Origin of the sequence: Streptomyces sp. NPDC056061 (genome assembly GCF_042266885.1) — a bacterium.
Classification (GTDB): domain Bacteria; phylum Actinomycetota; class Actinomycetes; order Streptomycetales; family Streptomycetaceae; genus Streptomyces.
In genome coordinates, this window is the sequence record NZ_JBHJWQ010000051.1 from 1 (window position 1) to 18,727 (window position 18,727).

At 69.5% G+C, this 18,727-nt stretch carries 20 protein-coding genes and 2 pseudogenes; 11 read left to right on the plus strand and 11 right to left on the minus strand.

Translation table 11 applies throughout. The features are described from left to right. Window positions 1–203: 203 nt before the first annotated feature. Together ACFC79_RS36305 and ACFC79_RS36310 are read left to right on the plus strand one after the other, a co-directional pair. On the plus strand, window positions 204–860 hold the full coding sequence (locus ACFC79_RS36305; protein WP_376249287.1) for a response regulator transcription factor: 657 nt from the start codon (window positions 204–206) through the stop codon (window positions 858–860). Continuing rightward, complete coding sequence (locus ACFC79_RS36310) at window positions 857–2,104, plus strand: sensor histidine kinase (protein ID WP_376249288.1); 1,248 nt, start codon at window positions 857–859, stop codon at window positions 2,102–2,104. The genes ACFC79_RS36305 and ACFC79_RS36310 overlap by 4 nt, the downstream gene beginning before the upstream one ends. A 621-nt stretch (window positions 2,105–2,725) precedes the next feature. Here the strand turns inward: ACFC79_RS36310 and ACFC79_RS36315 are convergent. Further along, window positions 2,726–3,668 (minus strand): annotated as a pseudogene (locus tag ACFC79_RS36315) (transposase). Between the two features lie 37 nt (window positions 3,669–3,705). Continuing rightward, window positions 3,706–4,386, minus strand: a complete 681-nt coding sequence (locus ACFC79_RS36320) for a hypothetical protein (protein WP_376249290.1) — start codon at window positions 4,384–4,386, stop codon at window positions 3,706–3,708. 102 nt (window positions 4,387–4,488) lie between these two features. On the opposite strand from ACFC79_RS36320, the gene ACFC79_RS36325 reads away from it, so the two are divergent. Then, the gene (locus ACFC79_RS36325; RefSeq protein WP_376249292.1) at window positions 4,489–4,755 is read left to right on the plus strand and encodes a hypothetical protein; all 267 of its coding nucleotides are present in this window, start codon (window positions 4,489–4,491) and stop codon (window positions 4,753–4,755) included. A 692-nt stretch (window positions 4,756–5,447) separates the two neighbouring features. Here the strand turns inward: ACFC79_RS36325 and ACFC79_RS36330 are convergent. Further along, entirely contained in the window at window positions 5,448–6,266 is an 819-nt protein-coding gene (locus ACFC79_RS36330; RefSeq protein ID WP_376249294.1) for a hypothetical protein, read from the minus strand. 186 nt (window positions 6,267–6,452) lie between these two features. Between ACFC79_RS36330 and ACFC79_RS36335 the strand changes: the two genes are divergently transcribed. Further along, a complete protein-coding gene (locus tag ACFC79_RS36335; RefSeq protein WP_376249295.1) occupies window positions 6,453–6,593 on the plus strand; it encodes a hypothetical protein in 141 nt (46 codons plus the stop codon). Window positions 6,594–6,792: 199 nt separating this feature from the next. Then, on the plus strand, window positions 6,793–7,314 hold the full coding sequence (locus ACFC79_RS36340) for a hypothetical protein (RefSeq protein ID WP_376249297.1): 522 nt from the start codon (window positions 6,793–6,795) through the stop codon (window positions 7,312–7,314). Between the two features lie 41 nt (window positions 7,315–7,355). On the opposite strand, the gene ACFC79_RS36345 is transcribed toward ACFC79_RS36340, so the two are convergent. The 5 genes and pseudogenes from ACFC79_RS36345 to ACFC79_RS36365 all read right to left on the minus strand — a co-directional run bounded on the left by ACFC79_RS36345 (window position 7,356) and on the right by ACFC79_RS36365 (window position 10,648). Next, window positions 7,356–8,822: a sensor histidine kinase gene (locus ACFC79_RS36345; protein ID WP_376249298.1), complete on the minus strand. Its 1,467-nt coding sequence runs from the start codon at window positions 8,820–8,822 to the stop codon at window positions 7,356–7,358. Beyond that, entirely contained in the window at window positions 8,819–9,313 is a 495-nt protein-coding gene (locus tag ACFC79_RS36350) for a hypothetical protein (RefSeq protein WP_376249300.1), read from the minus strand. The genes ACFC79_RS36345 and ACFC79_RS36350 overlap by 4 nt, the downstream gene beginning before the upstream one ends. A gap of 364 nt (window positions 9,314–9,677) precedes the next feature. Then, a pseudogene (locus ACFC79_RS36355) lies at window positions 9,678–9,785 on the minus strand (IS5/IS1182 family transposase); the annotation flags it as partial. 123 nt (window positions 9,786–9,908) lie between these two features. After that, window positions 9,909–10,277, minus strand: coding sequence for a restriction endonuclease (locus ACFC79_RS36360; protein ID WP_376249301.1), 369 nt, complete (start codon window positions 10,275–10,277; stop codon window positions 9,909–9,911). Continuing rightward, the gene (locus tag ACFC79_RS36365; protein ID WP_376249302.1) at window positions 10,274–10,648 is read right to left on the minus strand and encodes a hypothetical protein; all 375 of its coding nucleotides are present in this window, start codon (window positions 10,646–10,648) and stop codon (window positions 10,274–10,276) included. The genes ACFC79_RS36360 and ACFC79_RS36365 overlap by 4 nt, the downstream gene beginning before the upstream one ends. A 272-nt stretch (window positions 10,649–10,920) precedes the next feature. Between ACFC79_RS36365 and ACFC79_RS36370 the strand changes: the two genes are divergently transcribed. Together ACFC79_RS36370 and ACFC79_RS36375 are read left to right on the plus strand one after the other, a co-directional pair. Next, the gene (locus tag ACFC79_RS36370; RefSeq protein WP_376249303.1) at window positions 10,921–11,472 is read left to right on the plus strand and encodes a hypothetical protein; all 552 of its coding nucleotides are present in this window, start codon (window positions 10,921–10,923) and stop codon (window positions 11,470–11,472) included. Window positions 11,473–11,487: 15 nt separating this feature from the next. Continuing rightward, a complete protein-coding gene (locus ACFC79_RS36375; RefSeq protein WP_376249304.1) occupies window positions 11,488–12,045 on the plus strand; it encodes a GNAT family N-acetyltransferase in 558 nt (185 codons plus the stop codon). 197 nt (window positions 12,046–12,242) lie between these two features. Here ACFC79_RS36375 and ACFC79_RS36380 read toward each other — a convergent pair whose 3' ends face one another. The 3 genes from ACFC79_RS36380 to ACFC79_RS36390 all read right to left on the minus strand — a co-directional run bounded on the left by ACFC79_RS36380 (window position 12,243) and on the right by ACFC79_RS36390 (window position 14,403). Then, window positions 12,243–12,518, minus strand: a complete 276-nt coding sequence (locus tag ACFC79_RS36380) for a DUF6207 family protein (protein ID WP_376249306.1) — start codon at window positions 12,516–12,518, stop codon at window positions 12,243–12,245. A gap of 308 nt (window positions 12,519–12,826) precedes the next feature. Then, window positions 12,827–13,537: a FadR/GntR family transcriptional regulator gene (locus tag ACFC79_RS36385; RefSeq protein ID WP_376249308.1), complete on the minus strand. Its 711-nt coding sequence runs from the start codon at window positions 13,535–13,537 to the stop codon at window positions 12,827–12,829. Window positions 13,538–13,647: 110 nt separating this feature from the next. Next, window positions 13,648–14,403 carry an SDR family NAD(P)-dependent oxidoreductase gene (locus tag ACFC79_RS36390; protein WP_376249310.1) on the minus strand — a complete coding sequence of 252 codons (756 nt, stop codon included), beginning with the start codon at window positions 14,401–14,403 and terminating at the stop codon, window positions 13,648–13,650. 198 nt (window positions 14,404–14,601) lie between these two features. Between ACFC79_RS36390 and ACFC79_RS36395 the strand changes: the two genes are divergently transcribed. The 4 genes from ACFC79_RS36395 to ACFC79_RS36410 are packed head-to-tail and all read left to right on the plus strand — an operon-like array spanning window position 14,602 to window position 18,706. Further along, complete coding sequence (locus ACFC79_RS36395) at window positions 14,602–15,372, plus strand: ATP-binding cassette domain-containing protein (protein WP_376249312.1); 771 nt, start codon at window positions 14,602–14,604, stop codon at window positions 15,370–15,372. Continuing rightward, window positions 15,369–16,388, plus strand: coding sequence for an ABC transporter permease (locus ACFC79_RS36400; RefSeq protein ID WP_376249314.1), 1,020 nt, complete (start codon window positions 15,369–15,371; stop codon window positions 16,386–16,388). The genes ACFC79_RS36395 and ACFC79_RS36400 overlap by 4 nt, the downstream gene beginning before the upstream one ends. 23 nt (window positions 16,389–16,411) lie before the next feature. Next, window positions 16,412–17,455: a substrate-binding domain-containing protein gene (locus ACFC79_RS36405; RefSeq protein ID WP_376249315.1), complete on the plus strand. Its 1,044-nt coding sequence runs from the start codon at window positions 16,412–16,414 to the stop codon at window positions 17,453–17,455. A gap of 57 nt (window positions 17,456–17,512) precedes the next feature. After that, window positions 17,513–18,706, plus strand: coding sequence for a mandelate racemase/muconate lactonizing enzyme family protein (locus ACFC79_RS36410; RefSeq protein WP_376249317.1), 1,194 nt, complete (start codon window positions 17,513–17,515; stop codon window positions 18,704–18,706). The last annotated feature ends 21 nt before the right edge of the window (window positions 18,707–18,727 follow it).

The window sequence follows — 18,727 nt, forward strand, 5'->3', positions numbered from 1 at the left end:
GGAAACACCCGCGTCAGCAACCCCACAGACACCAAATCCGACAACCGGACATCAGAAGACGGCTTCACCCAACCAGAACGCGGCATCCCCCCACAGTATCCCAGAGCCACTTAACTGAACGGTATTGCGGCTAACCCCCGTGGGCGCAGACTGGTGGCCACACAACTCAGCGGGGCGCGGTGCGGCAGAACGGAGCGGGGCGGATGCGGGTGCTGATCGTCGAGGACGAGGCCGATCTGGCCGCGATGCTGGCCGAGGGCCTGCGCGACGAGGGCATGGGCTGCGATGTCGCGCACGACGGCGCCCGCGCGCTGGAGCTGACGGCCGCGACCGACTACGACGTCCTGATCCTGGACCGGGACCTGCCCAAACAGAGCGGTGACGCGGTCTGCCGGGCGTTGAACACGGTCGGCTACCCGGCCCGCATCCTCATGCTGACCGCCGCCGGCACCCTCTCCGACCTGGTCGACGGGCTCGGCCAGGGCGCCGACGACTACCTGGCCAAGCCTTTCTCGTACCTGGAGTTGATGGCCCGGCTGCGCGCGCTGGGGCGCCGGTCCCCGGGCGGCAGCTCCAGCACGGTGCTGAGCAGACACGGGGTGAGCCTGGACACCGTACGCAGAGTCGCCGAACGAGACGGTCGGCCCCTGAAGCTCACGCCCCGGGAGCTCGGCGTCCTGGAACTGCTGCTCGCCGCGGACGGCGCCCCGGTCGCCACCGGGCAGTTGCGGGAAGCGCTGTGGGACACTGCACTGGATCCGGCGACCACCGCGGTCCGGGTCACCATGCACGCGCTGCGCCGCAAGATCGGCGAACCCGCGCTGATCGTCCACGACCCCGGCTACGGGTACCGGCTGTGAACCGCGCGCGCCTCCTCCCCTTGTCGCCGCACCGGCTGCCGCTGCGCGGCCGGCTGACCCTGGTGACGACGGCCGTCTTCGCGGTCCTCGGCTGCGGGCTGCTCCTGCTGAACTGGCTGAGTTCTCGACAGCTCCTTGAGGCATACCGCGATCTCGTCGTGCCGGCCGCCGTCACGACCGACAGCGCCACGACCGGGAACGGCCCGCCGACGCAGGGCTCCACTGCCGCACAGGCCGAGGACACCGAGCCGTCCGAGGCGCCAGGATCGACCGACGCCGCAACGGTCGAAGCCGCGCAGGCCTTCGGCGACTTCCAGGAAAGCGTCCTCGGCGGCCTCCTGCTGCGGTCCCTGCTGATGCTCGTCGTCTTCACCGCGCTCGCAGCCGTGTTCGCCTGGTGGACCGGCCGCCGCTCTCTGCGCCGGCTCAGCCAGGTCACCGCGGCGGCCCGGCGCATCAGCACCGGCAACACGCTGGACGAACGGCTCGGCCTGACCGGCCCGCACGACGAGGTCCGCGAACTCGGCGACACCTTCGACGCGATGCTCGACCGCTTGGACCACAGCTTCACCGCGCAGCGCCGCTTCACCGCGCACGCCTCGCACGAACTGCGCACCCCGCTCACCCTCCAGCGCACCGCGCTGGAGATCCCGCTGGCACAGGGCCGGGTTCCCGCCGACCTGAAGCCCGCTGTGCAGCGCGCCCTGGACGCCAACGCCCGTACCGAACGGCTGATCGCGGCGCTGCTGACGCTCGCGCGCGGTGAGTCCGAAGCGCCGGCCCCGCAACCGGCCGACCTCGCGGACGCCGCCCGGGACGCCATGGCGGACCTGGCCGACGAAGCCCGTGCGGCCGGTATCCGGATCGCCCGCACACCGGAGCCCGCGCCGGTCGCGGGCGACCCGGCGCTGCTCCGGCAGATCGCGCTGAACCTGCTGGCCAACGCGGTACGGCACAACCACCGCGACGGCATGGCATCGGTGGCCACCGGTGCCACGGACGCCGCGGCCTACATCGAGGTCGCCAACACCGGCCCCGTGCTGACACCGGACGAGATCCCGGCCCTGTTCGAGGCGTTCCACCGTGGCCAGGAACACCGCGGCAACGGTTCCGGACTCGGACTCGCGGTGGTCCGGACGATCACCGCCACGCACCGCGGCAGGGTGACCGCCGTCCCCAGGACCGGAGGCGGCCTCACCGTGCGCGGCGAACTTCCGCGTCGCAGCTGTGAGTTCGACGGGTAGCCGGGAGATCCAGCCCTCGCCCACACCCGCCCCACGCTCGGACGTGATGGCGGCGAGTCAGGTCTTTCCGTACCAGCCGCCGAGGACGGAGTTGAGGAATCGGCGGATTGCAACTGCTGACTCCTTCGGTCTCCGTAGATGAGGCCAGCGGTCGGCGTTCAGTTCGATCGGGGTGGTGCCGGGACGTCGGGACGCCATCTCGCGGGCCTGCGCGGTGGGCAGCACGGTGCTGGCCGTGCCGTGCAGGAGCAGTGCGTCGACCCCGACGACGCCAAGGGCGCCTCCGGCAGCGACACCCCTTCGGCCAGAACCTCCTCAACGCTCCCCGCAGCCTCCGGCGGGAACGTCACGGGCGGGAAGACCACTGGCGGGTCGGGTGTGACGCGGGCGGCTCCGGCGGTTCCGGTGGGACGTCCGGCGCGCCCTCACCGAAACCTCCCGCGCTCAGCGGCTACTTCCGGCTCAGGACCGTCGGCGACGGCGAGTGCCCGGCCGCGGGCGCCTTCGGCGGCATCGTGTTCGCCACCTGTGCGGACAGCCCGGTGACCAACTGGACCGCAAAGGCCGGCTCGGGCGGTTCCTACATGCTGTACAACGAGTCCACCAACCAGTGCCTGACAGTCAACAAGGGACTGCTGCAGGGTTGGGTGACAGCGGGGTTTGTGCAGCCAGAGCTGCGGGTGGGGTCGTGGTGGTCTCGTACTCGACGGGGGTCAATCGGGCCAGGCGTCTCTGGCGCCGGCGGCGATGGCAGGTGCGCTCGATCCAGGTGACGATCGCGATCCGCAGTTCCTGGCGAGTGCCCCAGGTGCGGCGGACGCGCACATATACAGCTTGCCCTCGCCGGTGGCATGCCCGGTGATGTCGGTCAGCCACAGCCGGTTCGGACCGTCAGCGGTGAAGTCGCGCCTTACCCGGTCGTCGTGGACCGGAGGGCCGACCTTGGCGTTCTTGCCCCGGCCTCTGCGCTTGCCGAACGCGCTCCACCAGCGGTTGTCCCGGAAGATCCGCCACGCGGTCCGCTCGGCCGTCGGCTCACCGGCCGCATGGGCCTCGTCGAGGAGGAACCGGCGGCCGAACTCGGGATCGTCGCGGTGAGCGTCGAACAGGGCGTTGGCCCGGTAGGCCTCGGCGAGTTCGGCCTCGGTGACCGGAGAAGCCAGCCACCGGCAGTAGGGCTGGCGGGCCGGCTTGAGCACCCGGCACGTCACCGCCACCGGCACCCTGTGAGGGGCAGCGGCGGCGGCCGGCTCGCGGACGAGCGGGTACATCATTTTGACGGCAGGTTCGCCCGCGACAGATACGCCGCAGCCCTCCGCAGAACCTCGTTCTCCTGCTCCAGCAGCCGGATCCGCTTGCGGGCCTCGCGCAGCTCGGCCGACTCACCCGACGCCGTTGCGGGCCTGGAACCCTCGTCGGTTTCGGCACGGCGCAGCCACTTCGACAGCGTGATCGGGTGGACGCCGAAGCCGGCGGCGATCTGTTCCAGCGTGACGCCGGGCTCGCGGTTGCACGCGACCCGCACGACGTCCTCGCGGAACTCCTTCGGATACGGCTTGGGCACTGCAACATCCTTCCAGGCCGCCTCTCAGCAAGCCAGGTCAGGTGTCACCCAACCCTGCAGCAGCCCCGCCCATCAGGTGGTGCTGAGCTTGGGCGTGTGCCTCCTGAGCATTGAGTGTTCCTACATCGAGGCTCAGAACATGCCATGGGGTCTGCGCTAGGAGACGACAAGTCAGGTCAGCCTCGAAGCGGAGATGAGCGGCAGCCGACGAGAGGTCATGAACAGCCCGAGTACCAGGAGAGCCAGCGAGCTTCCGCACGTACCAGTCTTCCCAGGCATCGCCTTCTCGCTCGACTGCGCGCCGCAGCGCCGTCTCCGGATTGTCGTGGACGTACACGACGGTGACCTGGGCCGGCTCCACAGCCCGGGCCAGCTCTTCCATGACGTGGACGAGAGTCCCCTCGTCGTGGCCCCATGCCACAAGGGACGGAATGAAGGGCAGAAGGGCATCCGTCACCAGGTAGTCTTTGCCCGCTGCGAGTGACTCCGCGACGTAGGCGCGAGTGCACTCAACTAAGGTCGCAGGCTGGACGGTGGAAGCCCCACCAGCGAACTCTTCAGCCACGGGCCGGAAGGCCGGCCGTGTGAGAACGTCGGCCTCCTCGAAGTGGTCGACCGATGCACCGGCGCTGGTAAGCCACTGGGCCACCGCACGGCACAGGGTGGACTTGCCGACGCCAGGGCTACTCCCGATGACGGAGATGAGATGCATAGTCATGGCGGCAGTCTCGCACCCGTGCCAAAGAAGATCTCCCTGTGGACAGAGACCGGCAGTGGGCTCGATTCGGCAACAAATTCGAACACCTGCTCTAGTGAATGAGTGACATCCTTCCCGTTCCCCGACGACCTTGTCGACATCAAGCGCCGGCAGCTCAGCACCTACCACCGGCTCACCCAACCCGCCCCGGACACGGCACGGCTGCGGCGGGAGCTGATCCGGCTCATCCGCCTGATCGACTCCCACCCGTACTGGCAAGGCGGCTGGTCCACGGCGGGCCGGATGGAGCTCCACCACGCGGCCACGGCGGCCCGGGCCACCAACCGTGAGCCCGACGCCCGTGCGGTGTCCGGGGTGCGGTTGCGGTGAGTGAGCTGGAGGCCCGGCTGGAGAGCTGGCGTGCCGGGCGGTCCTGGCCGGCGCGTGCGCACCGGTCCGGACAGGTGGTGCGCTGGTGCGCCGCACCGAGGGCGCGAGTGGCGCGCCGGATGCCGGAGGGTCCCGCACTCCCCCTCGGCCGGTGCTCTCCGGAGTCGAGCCCACTCCCACCCGATGGACGCCGTGGTGGACTCCACTCCCACCCGGTTGATCGTCACAGTGGGCTCCACTCTCCGAGTGGAACGCACTCCCACCCGGACGCCACCGGTTCGCGCATCGGATGCACGGTGGAGTCCACCGTGCCCACTCACCTCTGGCGGCGTCGGTGCGTACGGGCGGGCCGCCACGGGTTCGGCCGGCCGCTGGGGTACTGCCGTGAGCGTGCGCGGTGCCGGGGCGGTGGCGGCTTTTCGGGGACGGGTACAGCGCCGCGCGCAGCCGGGCCGCGTCGGCGAGCTCCGCCAGGCTCTCCAGCTGCTCGGGCGTCAGGTGCGGCAGGGTCGGGGCAACCATGGGGCCTCCGTACTCAAGGGGTCGGTCCCTGCACCCCTCGTCTCTCTCACGGGGCCAGGGGCGGGCGGCCGGTCTCATCCCGGCATCTGGCGCGGTGACTTCGTCCTCCGTCCCGCCGGACGGTCCGCGGCGCGTCACGACTGGAGGCCCTGGCCTTGGCCGGGGCCGGGCTACTGGCGCTGCTGCTCGTGCTCCTGGCGGCGCCGGTCGACCAAACTGGCCGGGTCGGCGGCCGGGTCCTCCCGGTCCTCGATGGCGCGGCGGCGGGCGTTGGCCGCGTGGGTGAGGGCGGCGAGCCGTTCCAGGTTCTCCGGTGTGCGGATCCACGTAGCCGGGTCGGTCGTACGGCCCTCCAGGTACTCCTGCGGCATCGCGGCCTGTTGGTGGGCTTGGATGGCGACGGCTCGCTGCGCCGGGGTGAGGGAGGCGTCCTGGCCGGGGTGGTCGACGGCGTGCGGCATGTCCGACGTGGTCGCGGCCGGGGCGTCGTCCCGTGCGGCGTGCGCGGAACGGGTGGTGCGGATCGCGTTCTGCAGGGCGAGGCTGGCGACCCGGGCCCGCTCGTACCGGCTCGACTCCTGCGGCGTCTTGCCGTCGGTGCTGGCGATCCACCACCGGTGTGGCCAGGTGAAGTCCGCGGTGTAGGTGAGCTGGTCGGGGGCCGGGGCCCGGCGGCCCTTCCGAGGCACGGTGAGCCGGCGGGAGTGGCGGGACAGAGCCTCGTCGGTGATGTAGTCGTCCAGGCCGGGCACGAAAGCGCGGCCGCGCAGGGTCTCCAGCAGATGGCGGCGAGCTTCGGCCAGGACGTGGCGGGCGAAGGCGCGGCGGATGGTGTAGACGGTCGCGGCGACGTCGACGGTGGCGAGCGCGGTGTCCACCACCGGGCCGACCCGGGCCCGGATCGCCGCCCCGGCCGCGCGGCACCGCTCCAGCGGCCCGTCGGCCATCTGCTTGCCGAAGCGCAGGGAGCGACTGTCCGCGTTGGACATGCGGGGCGTCTCCCTCCCTCGTGGCTGCCGCCGTCCCGGCGGAGCTCCCTCCGGCGCCGGCTGACGCGGCCACGGGTTCGAGGAAGGCCCGGGGCAAGGCTGAGGCACCGTTCCAGCGGGGCCTGGCAGCCCTGATGCAGTGGGTGGAGAAGGGGGTGGCAGTGGTCCGTCCCGCGCAGCACGGTCGTGGAGATCACGGTCGACGGCGAGGCCGAGCCGGTGGCCGTGAAGCTGGGTGTTCGGATCTCGAACACCAAGTCGGGGCGCGACAAGCTCACCACCGAACAGCGCACCGCCCTCGCCAAGCTCGGCATGAACTGGGCATGACGGTCCGGCGCTGAGCCGGAGTATGTGAGACTCCATGCTGCGATGGTCCCGGGGTCTTGCTCTGTCGGCAGGTTCAGGCTTTGAGTGATCAAGCTGTGGGCGAGCGAAGTCGTCAGCTGCGTTGTCACAAAGGCAGCCGAAGCCGCGAAAGGTCAGGCCCTTCAAACGGACGACATCGGCGCGTGAAAGGCTGAGCCGCATGACCAGTGAAGCCGATGAACAACGTCGAGACCTGTTCCTCCGAGACGGCCTGGAGGCAGCAGACGTGGTTCGTGTTCACCGTGAGGCGCTTCGTGTCCTGCGAGACAGCATCGAGACGGCTCACGTCGATGCCTACAGCGATATTGCCTGGCCACGGGAAGTGGCGCCCGCGTACGAGCAGGTGTTGTCGATGGCCGCCAACGAGGTGGCCGAGGGCGTCCGGTCTGCGAAAGGTGATCCTGGTATGGGGATTGACGTCGATGTCCGCGACGACATGCAGTTCGACGTGCTTCTGGCCTTGGCTCCCTACACGATTCATGCCGAGGCGTGGCAACAGGGTCGAGAGATCTTCAGCGCCAGCGACACGGGCACAGCCCTGTGGATCGCTGTCACATCGGAGCAAGAGGTTCGGCTCATGTCACGGCTCGATGCGCTGGGTGTCTCGCAAACGGCGTTCACGAATCAACCTCGCAGGCGGCGAAGTCTGTTCGCCCGGTGGTCACGGGACCAGATCGCGTAGCCACAAGATGAGCGAACTCGGCTGCAGTCCCGCCCGTGTTGTCAGGTTGTTGGGTGTGTGGGTGTCTGTTGGTGCGTCGAGGTGTGGTGGGGCCGGGTGCCGGCCTGGGCTCGGGCCGCGGTGGGTCGGCCGGTGACGCCGGTGATCTGCTCCCGGGTGGTGAAGCGGGTGGTCATTTCGGCTCGGTGTTCGGATGCGGTCATCAGGCCCTGGGGTTGTCCCGGCTGGTCGGCCGGTTCGAGGGGAAGGCGGAGTTCGGCGACGGCTCCGCCGTCGGGGGCGTTGGAGAAGCGGAGAGTGACGCCGAGGACGTCGGCCTGACCGGCGGCGATCGTCAGGCCCAGGCCGTGTCCGGTCCTCTTTCCGCTTTCCGATCCGCCTGACTGGCTCCGGAACCGCTGGGGCCCCTGGTCGAGGAGGTAGGCGGGGTAGCCGTCGCCGTGGTCCCGCACGGTCACGACATGGGTGTCAACGGTCACCACGACAGGCGGACAGCCGTGCTTGTGGGCGTTGGCGACGAGGTTTCCCAGCACGCGCTCCAGCCTGCGCCGGTCGGTCTCCACACGGGCGTCCCGTACGACGCGGATCTCGGTTTCCGTACCGGTGGCCCGCACCGCTCGCTCGGTCAGCGGGCCCAGTGCGTGGACGTCCAGGTCGGCCCGCTCCGCCTGTGCGTCCAGCCGGGAGATCTCCAGGAGGTCCTCGGTCAGCCGGCGCAGGGCCCCCACGCGGTCGCGCACCATCTCGGTCGGGCGGCCGGGCGGCAGCAGCTCGGCCGCGGCGTGGAGTCCGGCGAGCGGGGTGCGCAGCTCGTGGGAGACATCGGCGGTGAAGCGCTGTTCGCTGTGGAGCTTGGCCTGCAAGGTGGCCGCCATCGCATCGAGCGCGGCCGCAACGACGGTGGCCTCGTCCTGGGCGCGGCCCGGCTGCTGGGCACGCGGATCGTTCACGCGGGCGTCGAGATCACCGGTGCTGATGCTCCGGGCCACATGGGCGATCCGGTGCAGTCGGCGGGTGACACGGGAGACCGAGATCAGCCCGGCCCCGAGGGTGAGGCCGATCGCGGCGCCGGAGGAGGCGATGATGGCCCGGTCCAGGCCGCGGACGGCGGCTGCCTGATCGCTGAAGTCGAGACGCAGGGACAGCACCTTGCCCCCGGAGACGGGAGCGGTGGCCCACATGGTCGGGCGGCCCTGGTGGTCAGCGAGCTGGGTTCCGCGCTCGTGCCGCGTCACGGCCATCGCGCGGAGGGGCGCGGGGAGGTCCGTGGGGTCCACCGCGGCGTTGCGGCCGAGGGGTTCCCCGGCGACGTACGCGGCCACGGTGCGATCCAGTTCCGCCAAAGCCGATTCGCGTGCATGAGCCTGGGCCTGCCGTACGGCCAAGATGTGCACCAGGCTGCCGAGAAGCGTGGCGAGCAGGCAGCACATGACGCCGATGAAGGCGGCGGACTTCCAACGGAGCGTCGCCGTCCGGGCAGGCAGCAGCCGTGACCGGGTGGTGCTCACGAGATGCGCTCCGGGGCGGCGGAGGCAGGGGACTGCCTGTCGTACTCAGTGGCCTGGACGTCCATGATCTGGCTCGGTGCGTCCCACGCGTAGACGGTGCGGATCTCGTATCCGGGCGTCGTCGAGGGTTCCCGCATGATCAGCTTGCCACCGGTCACGTCCACCGACTTCGGAGTCCCGGCAACGTTCAGGATCCGGTTCACCAAGCCGCCCTTGAGCCGGTAGACCCAGATGGCCAGTATGTGGTCTCCGCCTTCGATACCGACGATCAGGTCGTCCTTCCCGTCGCCGGTCAAGTCGTAGTACTCCGGGGTCCGCACTGGGCAGGACTCCGGCCGCGTCGCACAGGCCCGGATCCTGTTCTCGGTGCCCCTGTTGAAGGCCGGCGCGTGGCGGCGGTCATCCGCATCGAGCTGCGCCTGGACGACGGAGAGCACTGGCACCTTGCGGATGTCCCCGGACGGCACCCGAGGCAGCGCGGGAAGGGGCATGGGTGTGGCGTCCACTCCCGGGTCCGAAGTGGGCGGTGGCGCGGGTGGTCGGTCGGGCCACAGCCGTGCCGGACCAGAGACAGGAGAGGAGTGGCCCGCGCTTCTGGGCGCGCCAGCATCCCCGCACCCGCTCGTCAGAGCTGCCAGGCTCGATATCACGGTCGCCAGGGCCGTCGCTCGTATCGCGCAGGGCGAACGCAGGCTGCGGACGACAGACACGACACTACTTCCAGAAAACGCAGGACTGGGACATACGGGGCCACATATGCTCTCCGCACCACGCTGCGGCAGCCGGACAGCCTGCCACTCTAATCCATCCGCCGCCGAATCGGCTCTTGGCCCCCCAAAGGCCCGGCCTCAAGACCTATGCGGTGAGGCGGAGGAGGCGTTTGTAGCAACACAGGGCGGCGGCGAGGCCGAGAAAGGCCAGGCAGCCGCGGGGGTCGCGTTCGTAGCGTGGGCTGATCGCGCGACTCGTCCCCGGCCCGTAGACATGAAGGGCGGCCGTGCCCGTCGACAGGACCGGGCCGGCTGCCCCCTTGCCGGACACCGCATGACGGCGCCGGCACCCTGTACGGCCGGGGCCAGCCCCGTGCTACAGGGCATCGAGCTGGTCCAGTGCCCGGTACAGCGCTCTGACGAGCTGGGCCCGCTGCTGCGCGTGCGCGAGGGTGGTCTGGGACTTCGCCGACAGGCGGGGTACGGCTTCCCGGAGAACCTGCTCGGTCAGCGGCCGCAGTTCGCTGCCCGGGGGCAGGGCTTCGAAGCAGTGTCTGAGTTCGGCGGCGACGACGCGGGTGTGCCCGGTGAGCAGCAGGGCGATCTGCGCACAGTCGCGGGCCCGCAGTCCCTCCGGGTCTTCCAGCGCCAGTACCGCGTCGACGAGTGCGGTGATCGGGGCCCGGTCGAGCGGCAGGTGCTCGGTGAGGAGTGCTTCAGGGTCGTAGAGCACTGTGTGGGTCATGGGCGGGATCCCTGCGGTTCGGGGAGGACTGCCTGGTCGGTGGGGTCGGTGGCGATGACGAACAGTCCGCGTCGCGACAGCCAGGACTGTTCCACGGTCCAGTCGTTCCAGTGGTAGGCGATGTGTGCGAGGGCCGGGACGACGATCCCGTTGATGCGGCCGGCGCAGGCGGTGTCGCGGATCCGGGTCCAGCCCGTCCGCAGGCCGGTTTCCTGGTCGAGCGGCCCGGCGTCCGTCACCGCGCACCCAGCCGGAACGACCCACCCGCGGGATTCCGCGTGCGAGGCCAACGGGGCCGGCACCAGGTCCTCCGCCCCCGGGACCGGGACCACGGCGTACAACGCGACCGCGGTGACCGCAGCACCAGACATCCCGGGCACCGACGAGGGCCGCAGGGCCGCGCCTCTCCGGCGGACCCTCACCGGTAACGGCCAGCCCATGGGGCTGCGGTCGGATGAGTTCGGCACGGGTTGCCTCCCCGGGGGCGGAATTGTCGGCGTACTCCCAGATAACCGCCACACGTTCGAGTGGGCTCAGGACGGATCCCGGGCAGATACCGGGAGAGGACCGGACAGTTTTACCGACGCGGAAGCGGTGGCAGGACTACGGTCCCTGCCACGACCGGTACCTGGCAGGGGATCTGATGGGCAGACAGCGCAACACCCGGCTCGAAGTGGCGATGGCGGAATACGGCTTCACGCACCAGAGCCTGGCCGACGAGATCAACCAGGCCACGGCGCGGATCTTCGGCGAGAACCACCCCCGCAAGTGCACCGACCGCCACGTCCGGCGCTGGATCAGCGGAGAGGTCCGATGGCCCTGGACCCGCTACCTCCACGGCCTGGAACAGCTCTTCGACCGCCCAGCACAGGCGCTCGGGTTCATCCCGAGAGGCAGGAACAGCGCGAACCTGCCCGCTCCGCCACAGTCTCCCGCACCGACGAAGGAGGTGCCCGTGCGCCGCCGCCGCTTCATCACGGCATCCGCCGCCACCACCCAGGCCCTCACCCTCCTCGAACCCCGCCTCCGACGCAGCCGCGCCTACTACACCGTCCAGCTCGCCGAACTCCAACTCGCCCAGGGCAACACCACCACAGCCGCCACAACCGCGGCGTTGATCGACACCACCCACATCAGCAGCCAGAACATCACCGACCGCCTCACCGCACTCCGCCACACCCTCACCAACGCATAGGAGAACCACCCAGCCGTGACCGACATACAACTCCGCCACCACACCACCCACCACACCCCCGGCCTGCGCACCCTCCTCCTGGACATCTACGCCGACGTCTACGCCGAGCCGGCACGAACCGACCCGTTCTGCGCCGTCGACCGCTTCGCCGAAGGCCTCGACAACTGGATGACCCGACCCGGCTGGACCTGCACCATCGGATACGACAACGACCAGCCCGTCGGCTACGCCTACGGAGCACCACTTCCCCCCGGCACCGTCTGGTGGCGCGGCCTCCTCACCGACGTCCCCACCGACATGGTCACCGAGACCGGCACCCGCACCTACGCACTCAGCGAACTCATGGTCCGCACCCCCTGGCGCAAGACCGGCACCGCCCGCCGACTCCACGACGCCCACCTCGCACCACGACCCGAGCAGCGAGCAGCCCTCCTGGTCGACCAGACCCACCCCAAAGTCCACGCACTCTACGCAACATGGGGCTGGCAAACCCTCGGCGACCTACGCCCCAGACTGCCCGACGCACCGCTCTTCCACGCCATGCTCCTGGAACTCCCACCACACCGACGCTGACCCGACCGGTCTTGGCACGTATACGGCGGGATCTCACCCGATGCGAAATCGCGAGTACGGCACACCGCCCTGCCCGAGAGCGCCGCCTGCGGCGCCCTCGCCGAAGTCGTCCTCCGCGAAGCCACCCGGCGCCTGTCCACACCGCTGGAAGGCGCTGCCCGCTGTGCCCGGAACCACGCCCGCATCGTCCGCACCCTCTACAAGAGCTTGGGCCGGCTGGAGGCCGCGCTCGCTCCGGAGAGGGTTGCACCGAGCGGGGGCTGAACCGTTGGCCGGACGGTTGCCTCCAGCACGGGACCGCAGGTGTGTCCGGAGGCGTGCACCCACCAAATCGGGCAGTCCCTGTTCCCGCAGGTCACCCCTGGGGCAAGCCCGTCACCCGCGACCGCGTGGACAGTTGCTTCGTCGGCCGCGGTGATGTCGAGCACGACCAGGCCGGGCTCGCTGAGGTGCTGTTCGTGGATCGGTTCCATGCACCTACCGACGAGTGGCCACGCCCCGGGTTCCTTCAGCACCGGCCTGATCCGCTTTCACGGGTGACACCGCATCACTGATCGCCACCGTAGTCTCACCGGCGGTGCGCCCCGGGCGTCGCACGATCGGGTGGTCTCAGATGCGGAAGTAAACGCAACGGTGTTGCCTTGCTCGGTACAAGCTGATCTCCCAGAGCCCCGTTCGCTGCTCAGACAGGGTTGCCAACGACTCAAGATCCCTAATGCAACGGTGTCGACGAACACGAACCTGAACGATCGTGGACAGACGGAGTGTGTTCGGATGCAGGTCAGTCCGCAGACAGGTCCATGAGCTGCTCTACCTTACGTTGGGCGACCAGGTCGAGGCTCTGGTCGAGGTCGTCACCATAGGTACGCAGGGCCACCTCGAGGTGGGCGGTCATGGCGTCGCTCGCGGCTTTCGGGTCGCGGGCCGTGATCGCGTCGAGGATCTCCCGGTGGTACGGCACGCCCTCGCGGGAGACCGAAGGATCGCCCAGGCTGCGGAGCATGAGCTCGAAGGTGAGCGTGGCGATCGAGCCGAACATGGCCTCGATCACCGGGTTGCGCGACGCCGCCGCGACCGCGGCGTGGAAGGCGACATCGGCTCTGGCTCGGGAGACCAGGTCGCGGGCCTCGTCGAAGCGCAGCAGCATCTCCTCGATGAGGCGCAGGTCCTCGGGGGTGGCGTGCTGGGCGGCGAGTGTGGCGGTCTCGCGCTCAAGCATCATCCGGGCGCTGATCACGTCACGCGAGGTCGGCTTGCGCTGCCGGTAAAGCGCGTCGAGCGGGCGGACCGCGTCGGTGATCCGCACGTCGCGGACGAAGCTGCCCCGCCCCGGGACGACCTCGATGATGCCCTGCTGCTCCAGCCCCCGGAGCACCTCCCTGATCATCGGGCGGCTCACGCCGAACCGCTGGGAGAGCACCCGTTCCGACTCCAGCTTCGATCCGGCCGGGTGTTGTCCGGACAGGAGTTCCAGCTCGAGTCTCCTGGCCACGGCCTCCTTGGTCGGGGGGCGTCTATCGCGTGCGGAGGTGTCTTCGCTAGCTATCATCCCTGCCACGCTACCTTCAAGATCGAGGGGCCGATGCCCTTCGGTAAAATCGATCATTCCTGGTTGAACAACGAACAGCCACCGTCGGCCAGCAGTGTCGTACCGGTGATGTAGTCGGAGTCCGGCGAACACAGGAAGGCCGCTGCCTTGGCTACCTGCTGCGCGGTCTGCGGCGCCCTGAGGGGGATCGCCGTGCTCGCCCGCGCGGCGTAGGCCGGCTCGTTCTCGAACTGCCACTTGGCCAGGCCTGCGGCCACGATCCCGGGCGCGAGAGCGTTGACCAGGATGCCGTGCGGCGCCAACTCCTTGGCCATCGAACGGGCCAGCATCGCCACCCCTGCCTTGGACGCGCTGTAGGCCGCGATCTCCGGCCAGGGGACCGTGCCCACCCAGGACCCGGTCAAGACTATGCGGCCCCCGCCGCCCTGGGCGACCATGCGTCGGGCGGAGGTCTGGGCTGTGTGGAAAGTGCCGGTGAGGTTGATGTCCAGGTGGCGCTCCCACTGCTCGGCGGTGATCTCCAGGAAGGGGGCGGATTCGACGACGCCCGCGTTGGCGATCGCGATATCCAGCCTGCCGAGTCGCTCCAGCGCCGAGTCCAGAGCCGACCGATCTCGTACGTCGGCTCGCACGTAGCTCACCTCGCCGTATGCGGAGGCCGTAGTGATCCATTCCTGTGCCTCGTCCGGGGACTTGACGTCGAGCAGCGTGACATGGGCGCCCCGGCGGGTCAGCTCGGCGGCTATGGCGGCGCCGATGTCGCCGGCACCGCCCGTGACCAGTGCGTTTCTTCCCTCCAGGTCCGACATGGAGACCTCCTCAGGTGTGGTTAGGCCGGTAAGACCAGAACACCATACCTGTGTGAGCTCCACTGTCTCGGCCTGAGCGGCCGTTGCTGATTCGAGATGTGCGAAAGGGTTGACGAATCGCCCTTCGAGGCGGAAATCTCACTTGGCATGACTGGTCTTACCAGTCATGCCAAATCAGGGTTTCGGAAGGGAGAGAGCATGCCACTGTTCGAGGCCGTAGGCGTACGCAAACGCTTCGGCGGGGTCGAGGCCCTCCGCGGCGTCGACTTCAGCGTCGAACCCGGCGAGGTGGTCGGCCTCATGGGCGACAACGGCGCCGGCAAGTCGACGCTGATGAAGGTGATCTGCGGTGCGTACCGGCCCGACGAAGGAGAGATCCGGATGGCCGGCCGCCCGCAAGTCTTCCGCAGCCCTCGTGATGCGGCGGCCTGCGGCATCGCGGTCGTCTACCAGAATCTCGGCCTGGTCGACCAGCGGAGCGTCGCTGCCAACGTGTTCCTCGGACAGGAGCCGCGCAGGTTCGGCCTGGTCGACACCCGCAGGATGCGGGCCGAAGCGCGAGAAGTGCTCACCACCCTGCGCATCCGCATTCCGTCCGTACGGATGCCTGTGGCCGGGCTGTCCGGAGGGCAGCGCCAGTGCATCGCCATCGCCCGCGCCGTGCACCAGGGCGGTGAGCTCGTACTGCTGGACGAGCCGACCGCGGCGCTCGGACCCGAGCAGCAGCAGAACGTGCTCTCGCTGATCCGTGACCTGCGGGAACAGGGCAAGGCCGTCGTCGTCGTCTCGCACAACGTCGACCACGTCCTGGAGGTCGCCGACCGGGTCGTGGTGATGCGCGGCGGTTTGGTGTCGGGCATGCGCGATGTCGCGGCCACCACGGCGGCCGAGGTCGTCGGACTCATCCTCGGCAACGCGCCGGCGGCTGCGCACGACGGTGCCCCTCACACCTCCGGAGAACTCGCATGACCATCCAACAGCAGATCGCGATCGCCTACCGGGTGGACGACTCCGGTGGAAGCCTGGCAAGCAGGCTGCTCGGCGCCAGGGAGTTCGGCGTGCTGGCCGCGACCGTGGTGATCTTTCTGGTCTGCGCCGTGGGAGCCGACGGCTTCCTCGCCGCCGACAACCTGCTGTCCGTTGCCCAGCAGATCGCCATCCTCGGCATCGTCGCCACCGGCATGACCTTCCTGATCGTCGTCGGCGAGATCGACCTGTCAGTGGGATCGCTGCACGGACTCCTCGCGGTCGAGCTGGCCTGGCTGGTGACGAAGGTGGGCGTGCCCGTCGGGACCGCGGCCCCGTTGGCCATCCTCACCGGTGTGGTGATCGGTGGGATCAACGGCCTGATCACCACCCGGTTCAAGATTCCCTCGTTCGTGGTCACGCTGGCCGCGTTGGCGGCACTGCGCGGCGCCGCACTGCTGCTGTCCGACGGCGTGCCGATCCGTGGCTCGCGCAACGAGGCGTTCACCCATCTGTTCGCGGGCAGCCCGCTGCCCAACCTCGCCGCGCAGACGCTGTGGATGGCCGCCGTGGTCGCCGTCGGAGCCTTCGTCATGGCCAGGACCAAGTTCGGCTACGACGTCTACAGCGTGGGCGGCAACCCGTCCGCCGCAGCCGGGGCGGGCATCGCCAGTGACCGGGTCAAGGTCATGTGCTTCGCCCTCACCGGAGGGCTGACCGGCCTGGCCTCGGTCATCCTGGTCGGCTGGCTCGGCAGCGCCAACCCCCTCACCGGCAACGGCTTCGAGCTCAGCGTCATCGCCGCAGTCGTCGTGGGCGGCGCCGGTCTGGCCGGCGGTACGGGCAGCGTCCTCGGCACCTTCCTCGGCGCGGTGATCACCGGTGTGATCACCAACGCACTCGTCCTCTTCGGCGTGGACGGCAACTGGCAGCAGGTCGCCACCGGCCTGCTGATCCTGGGGGCAGTCATGCTCAACCAGCTCGTCGCCAAGCGTTCGGCACACGGCCTGAACGCCTGACCCCCATCCGAACAGGAGAGAACATGGCAACGAACAGCGCGATGTCGCGCAGGAACCTGCTGCTCAGCGGCTCCCTGGCCTCCGCCGGCGTCCTTCTCGCCGCGTGCAGCAGCGAGAAGGAACCGTCCGCCGCCACCTCGTCCAGAGGCCGCGCCGCCGACGGCCCGCAGAAGGGCAAGAAGGTGATCTTCGTCGTACACGACAAGAACCCCTTCTTCGCTCCGGTGCAGCGCGGCTTCGAGGACTTCGGCGCGACCATGGGATGGGAGACCCAGTTCATCGGCCCGCCCGCGCCGGACACTCAGAAGACCGTCGAGCTCCAAGCCAGCGCGCTGAGCGCCAAGCCCGATGGTGTGATCTTCACCCGGATCGACGAGACCTCCTTCGACGCCAACATCAAGCGAGCGACCTCCTCCGGGGTGAAGGTCATCCTGTCCAACGTGGCCAGCGACGGCTACGAGAAGCTCGGCGTCGGCTTCGTCGGCCAGAACTTCGTCAACGCGGGTGACGCGTGCGGCCGCGAGATCGCCAGGTGCGCCAGGAAGCGCACCGGCAAGTCCGAAGGCGTCATCGTGTGTGGCAACTTCGCGCCCGGCAGCACCGCCCTCGAACAGCGCATCCGGGGGATCAAGCAGGGGATCGAGGCGTACAACAAGGAGAACGGCACCTCCTTCACCACCGAGGTCCTCATCACCAGCACCGACGAGTCCAAGGCCGTCGCCGCCATCGACGCCAAGTACGCCTCGAAGAAGGACAAGATCGTCGGCTGGGCGATGGCGGCCTTCGACCACCAGTACGTGGCCACCTGGGCGAAGAGCAAGAACCTCGTCGGCAAGTTCGCGGTCGGAGGCTTCGACCTGATCCAGCCGGTCCTGGACGGGGTCAAGGACAAGTCGATCGATTTCTCCCTGGGGCAGAACCCGTACGCGCAGGGCTGGATCGCCGCGGCCCTGCTCGCCGAGGAGTTCGACCCCGGCTACCCGGCCAGGACGTACGACACCGGCGCGGAGGTCGTCAACGCCGCCAATGTCGACGCGGTCGCCGCGCGTGAGGCCCGTTTCGCCTGACCCGTACGCCCACGCGTCCCGTGTCCCCCGCAGTTCAGCGACTTTTGGAAGATCTGGATGAAGATCACTGCTCTTGAGACAATCCGTCCGGCCATTCAGCCCAACCTGCTGTTCGTCCGTCTGCACACCGATTCCGGACTGGTCGGCCTGGGCGAGGCGTTCTTCGGCGCCCGTACGGTGGAGGCCTACCTGCATGAGAGCGTCGCTCCGGTCCTGGTCGGGATGATTGATCCCACGCCGGAGCGGGCCGCGCGAGCGCTGGCCACCTACGTCGGATTCCAGGGATCGGGGGCCGAGACGCGCGGCAACGGTGCGATCGACATCGCTCTGTGGGATCTGCTGGGGCACGCCTCGGGGCTGCCGCTGGTCGACCTGCTCGGCGGAGCCGTACATGACGGGATCGGCATCTACAACACGTGCGCCGGACCCGGTTACGTCGGCACGTCCACCCGGCAGGAGTCCGGCAACTGGGGGGTGAGTACTGCCGAGCGCTACGAGGACCTGCACGCCTTCCTCCACGAGCCCGCGCGGCTGGCCCGCGAGTTGTGGGACGAGGGCATCGGAGGCATGAAGATCTGGCCCTTCGACACCGCCGCCGAGCGGACCGGCGGCACCGACATCTCCCCGGCCGAGCTGGACCGGGCTCTCGCGACGGTCGCCGCGGTCCGCGACGAGGTCGGCCTGGACATGAAGCTGATGATCGAGCTGCACGGCCTGTGGAACAGGCCCGCCGCCGAAAAGATCATCTCGGCACTCGCGCCGTACCGGCCGTACTGGGTGGAGGACCCGCTGCGCTCCGACGCGGCCGACGCGTTCGGCAAACTGGCCAAGGTCGACGGCGTGCCGATCGCCACGGGAGAGACCTGCGTCGGACGGCGCGGCTTCAAGCCGCTGCTCGACTCCGGCGGCGTCGACATCCTGACCCTGGACGTCCAGTGGACCGGCGGGCTGACCGAGGCGCGCAAGGTCGCGTCGCTGGCCGACGCCTACGGCGTGCCCGTCGCCCCGCACGACTGCACCGGCCCGGCCACCCTGGCCAGCTGCGTGCACTTTGCGTGCAGCCAGCCGAACGGGCTCATACAGGAGACGGTCAGGGCGTTCCTGCGTACCTGGTACGACGAGCTGGTCACCGGCCTGCCTGAGATCCAGGACGGGCAGGTGCGGCCGGGCCGGGCTCCCGGGCACGGGGTCACCCTGCGCGACGGGGTCGCCGAGCGGGACGACGTGGAACGGCGGGTGTCCCGGCTGTGAGAGCGGCCCGCTGGCACGCGC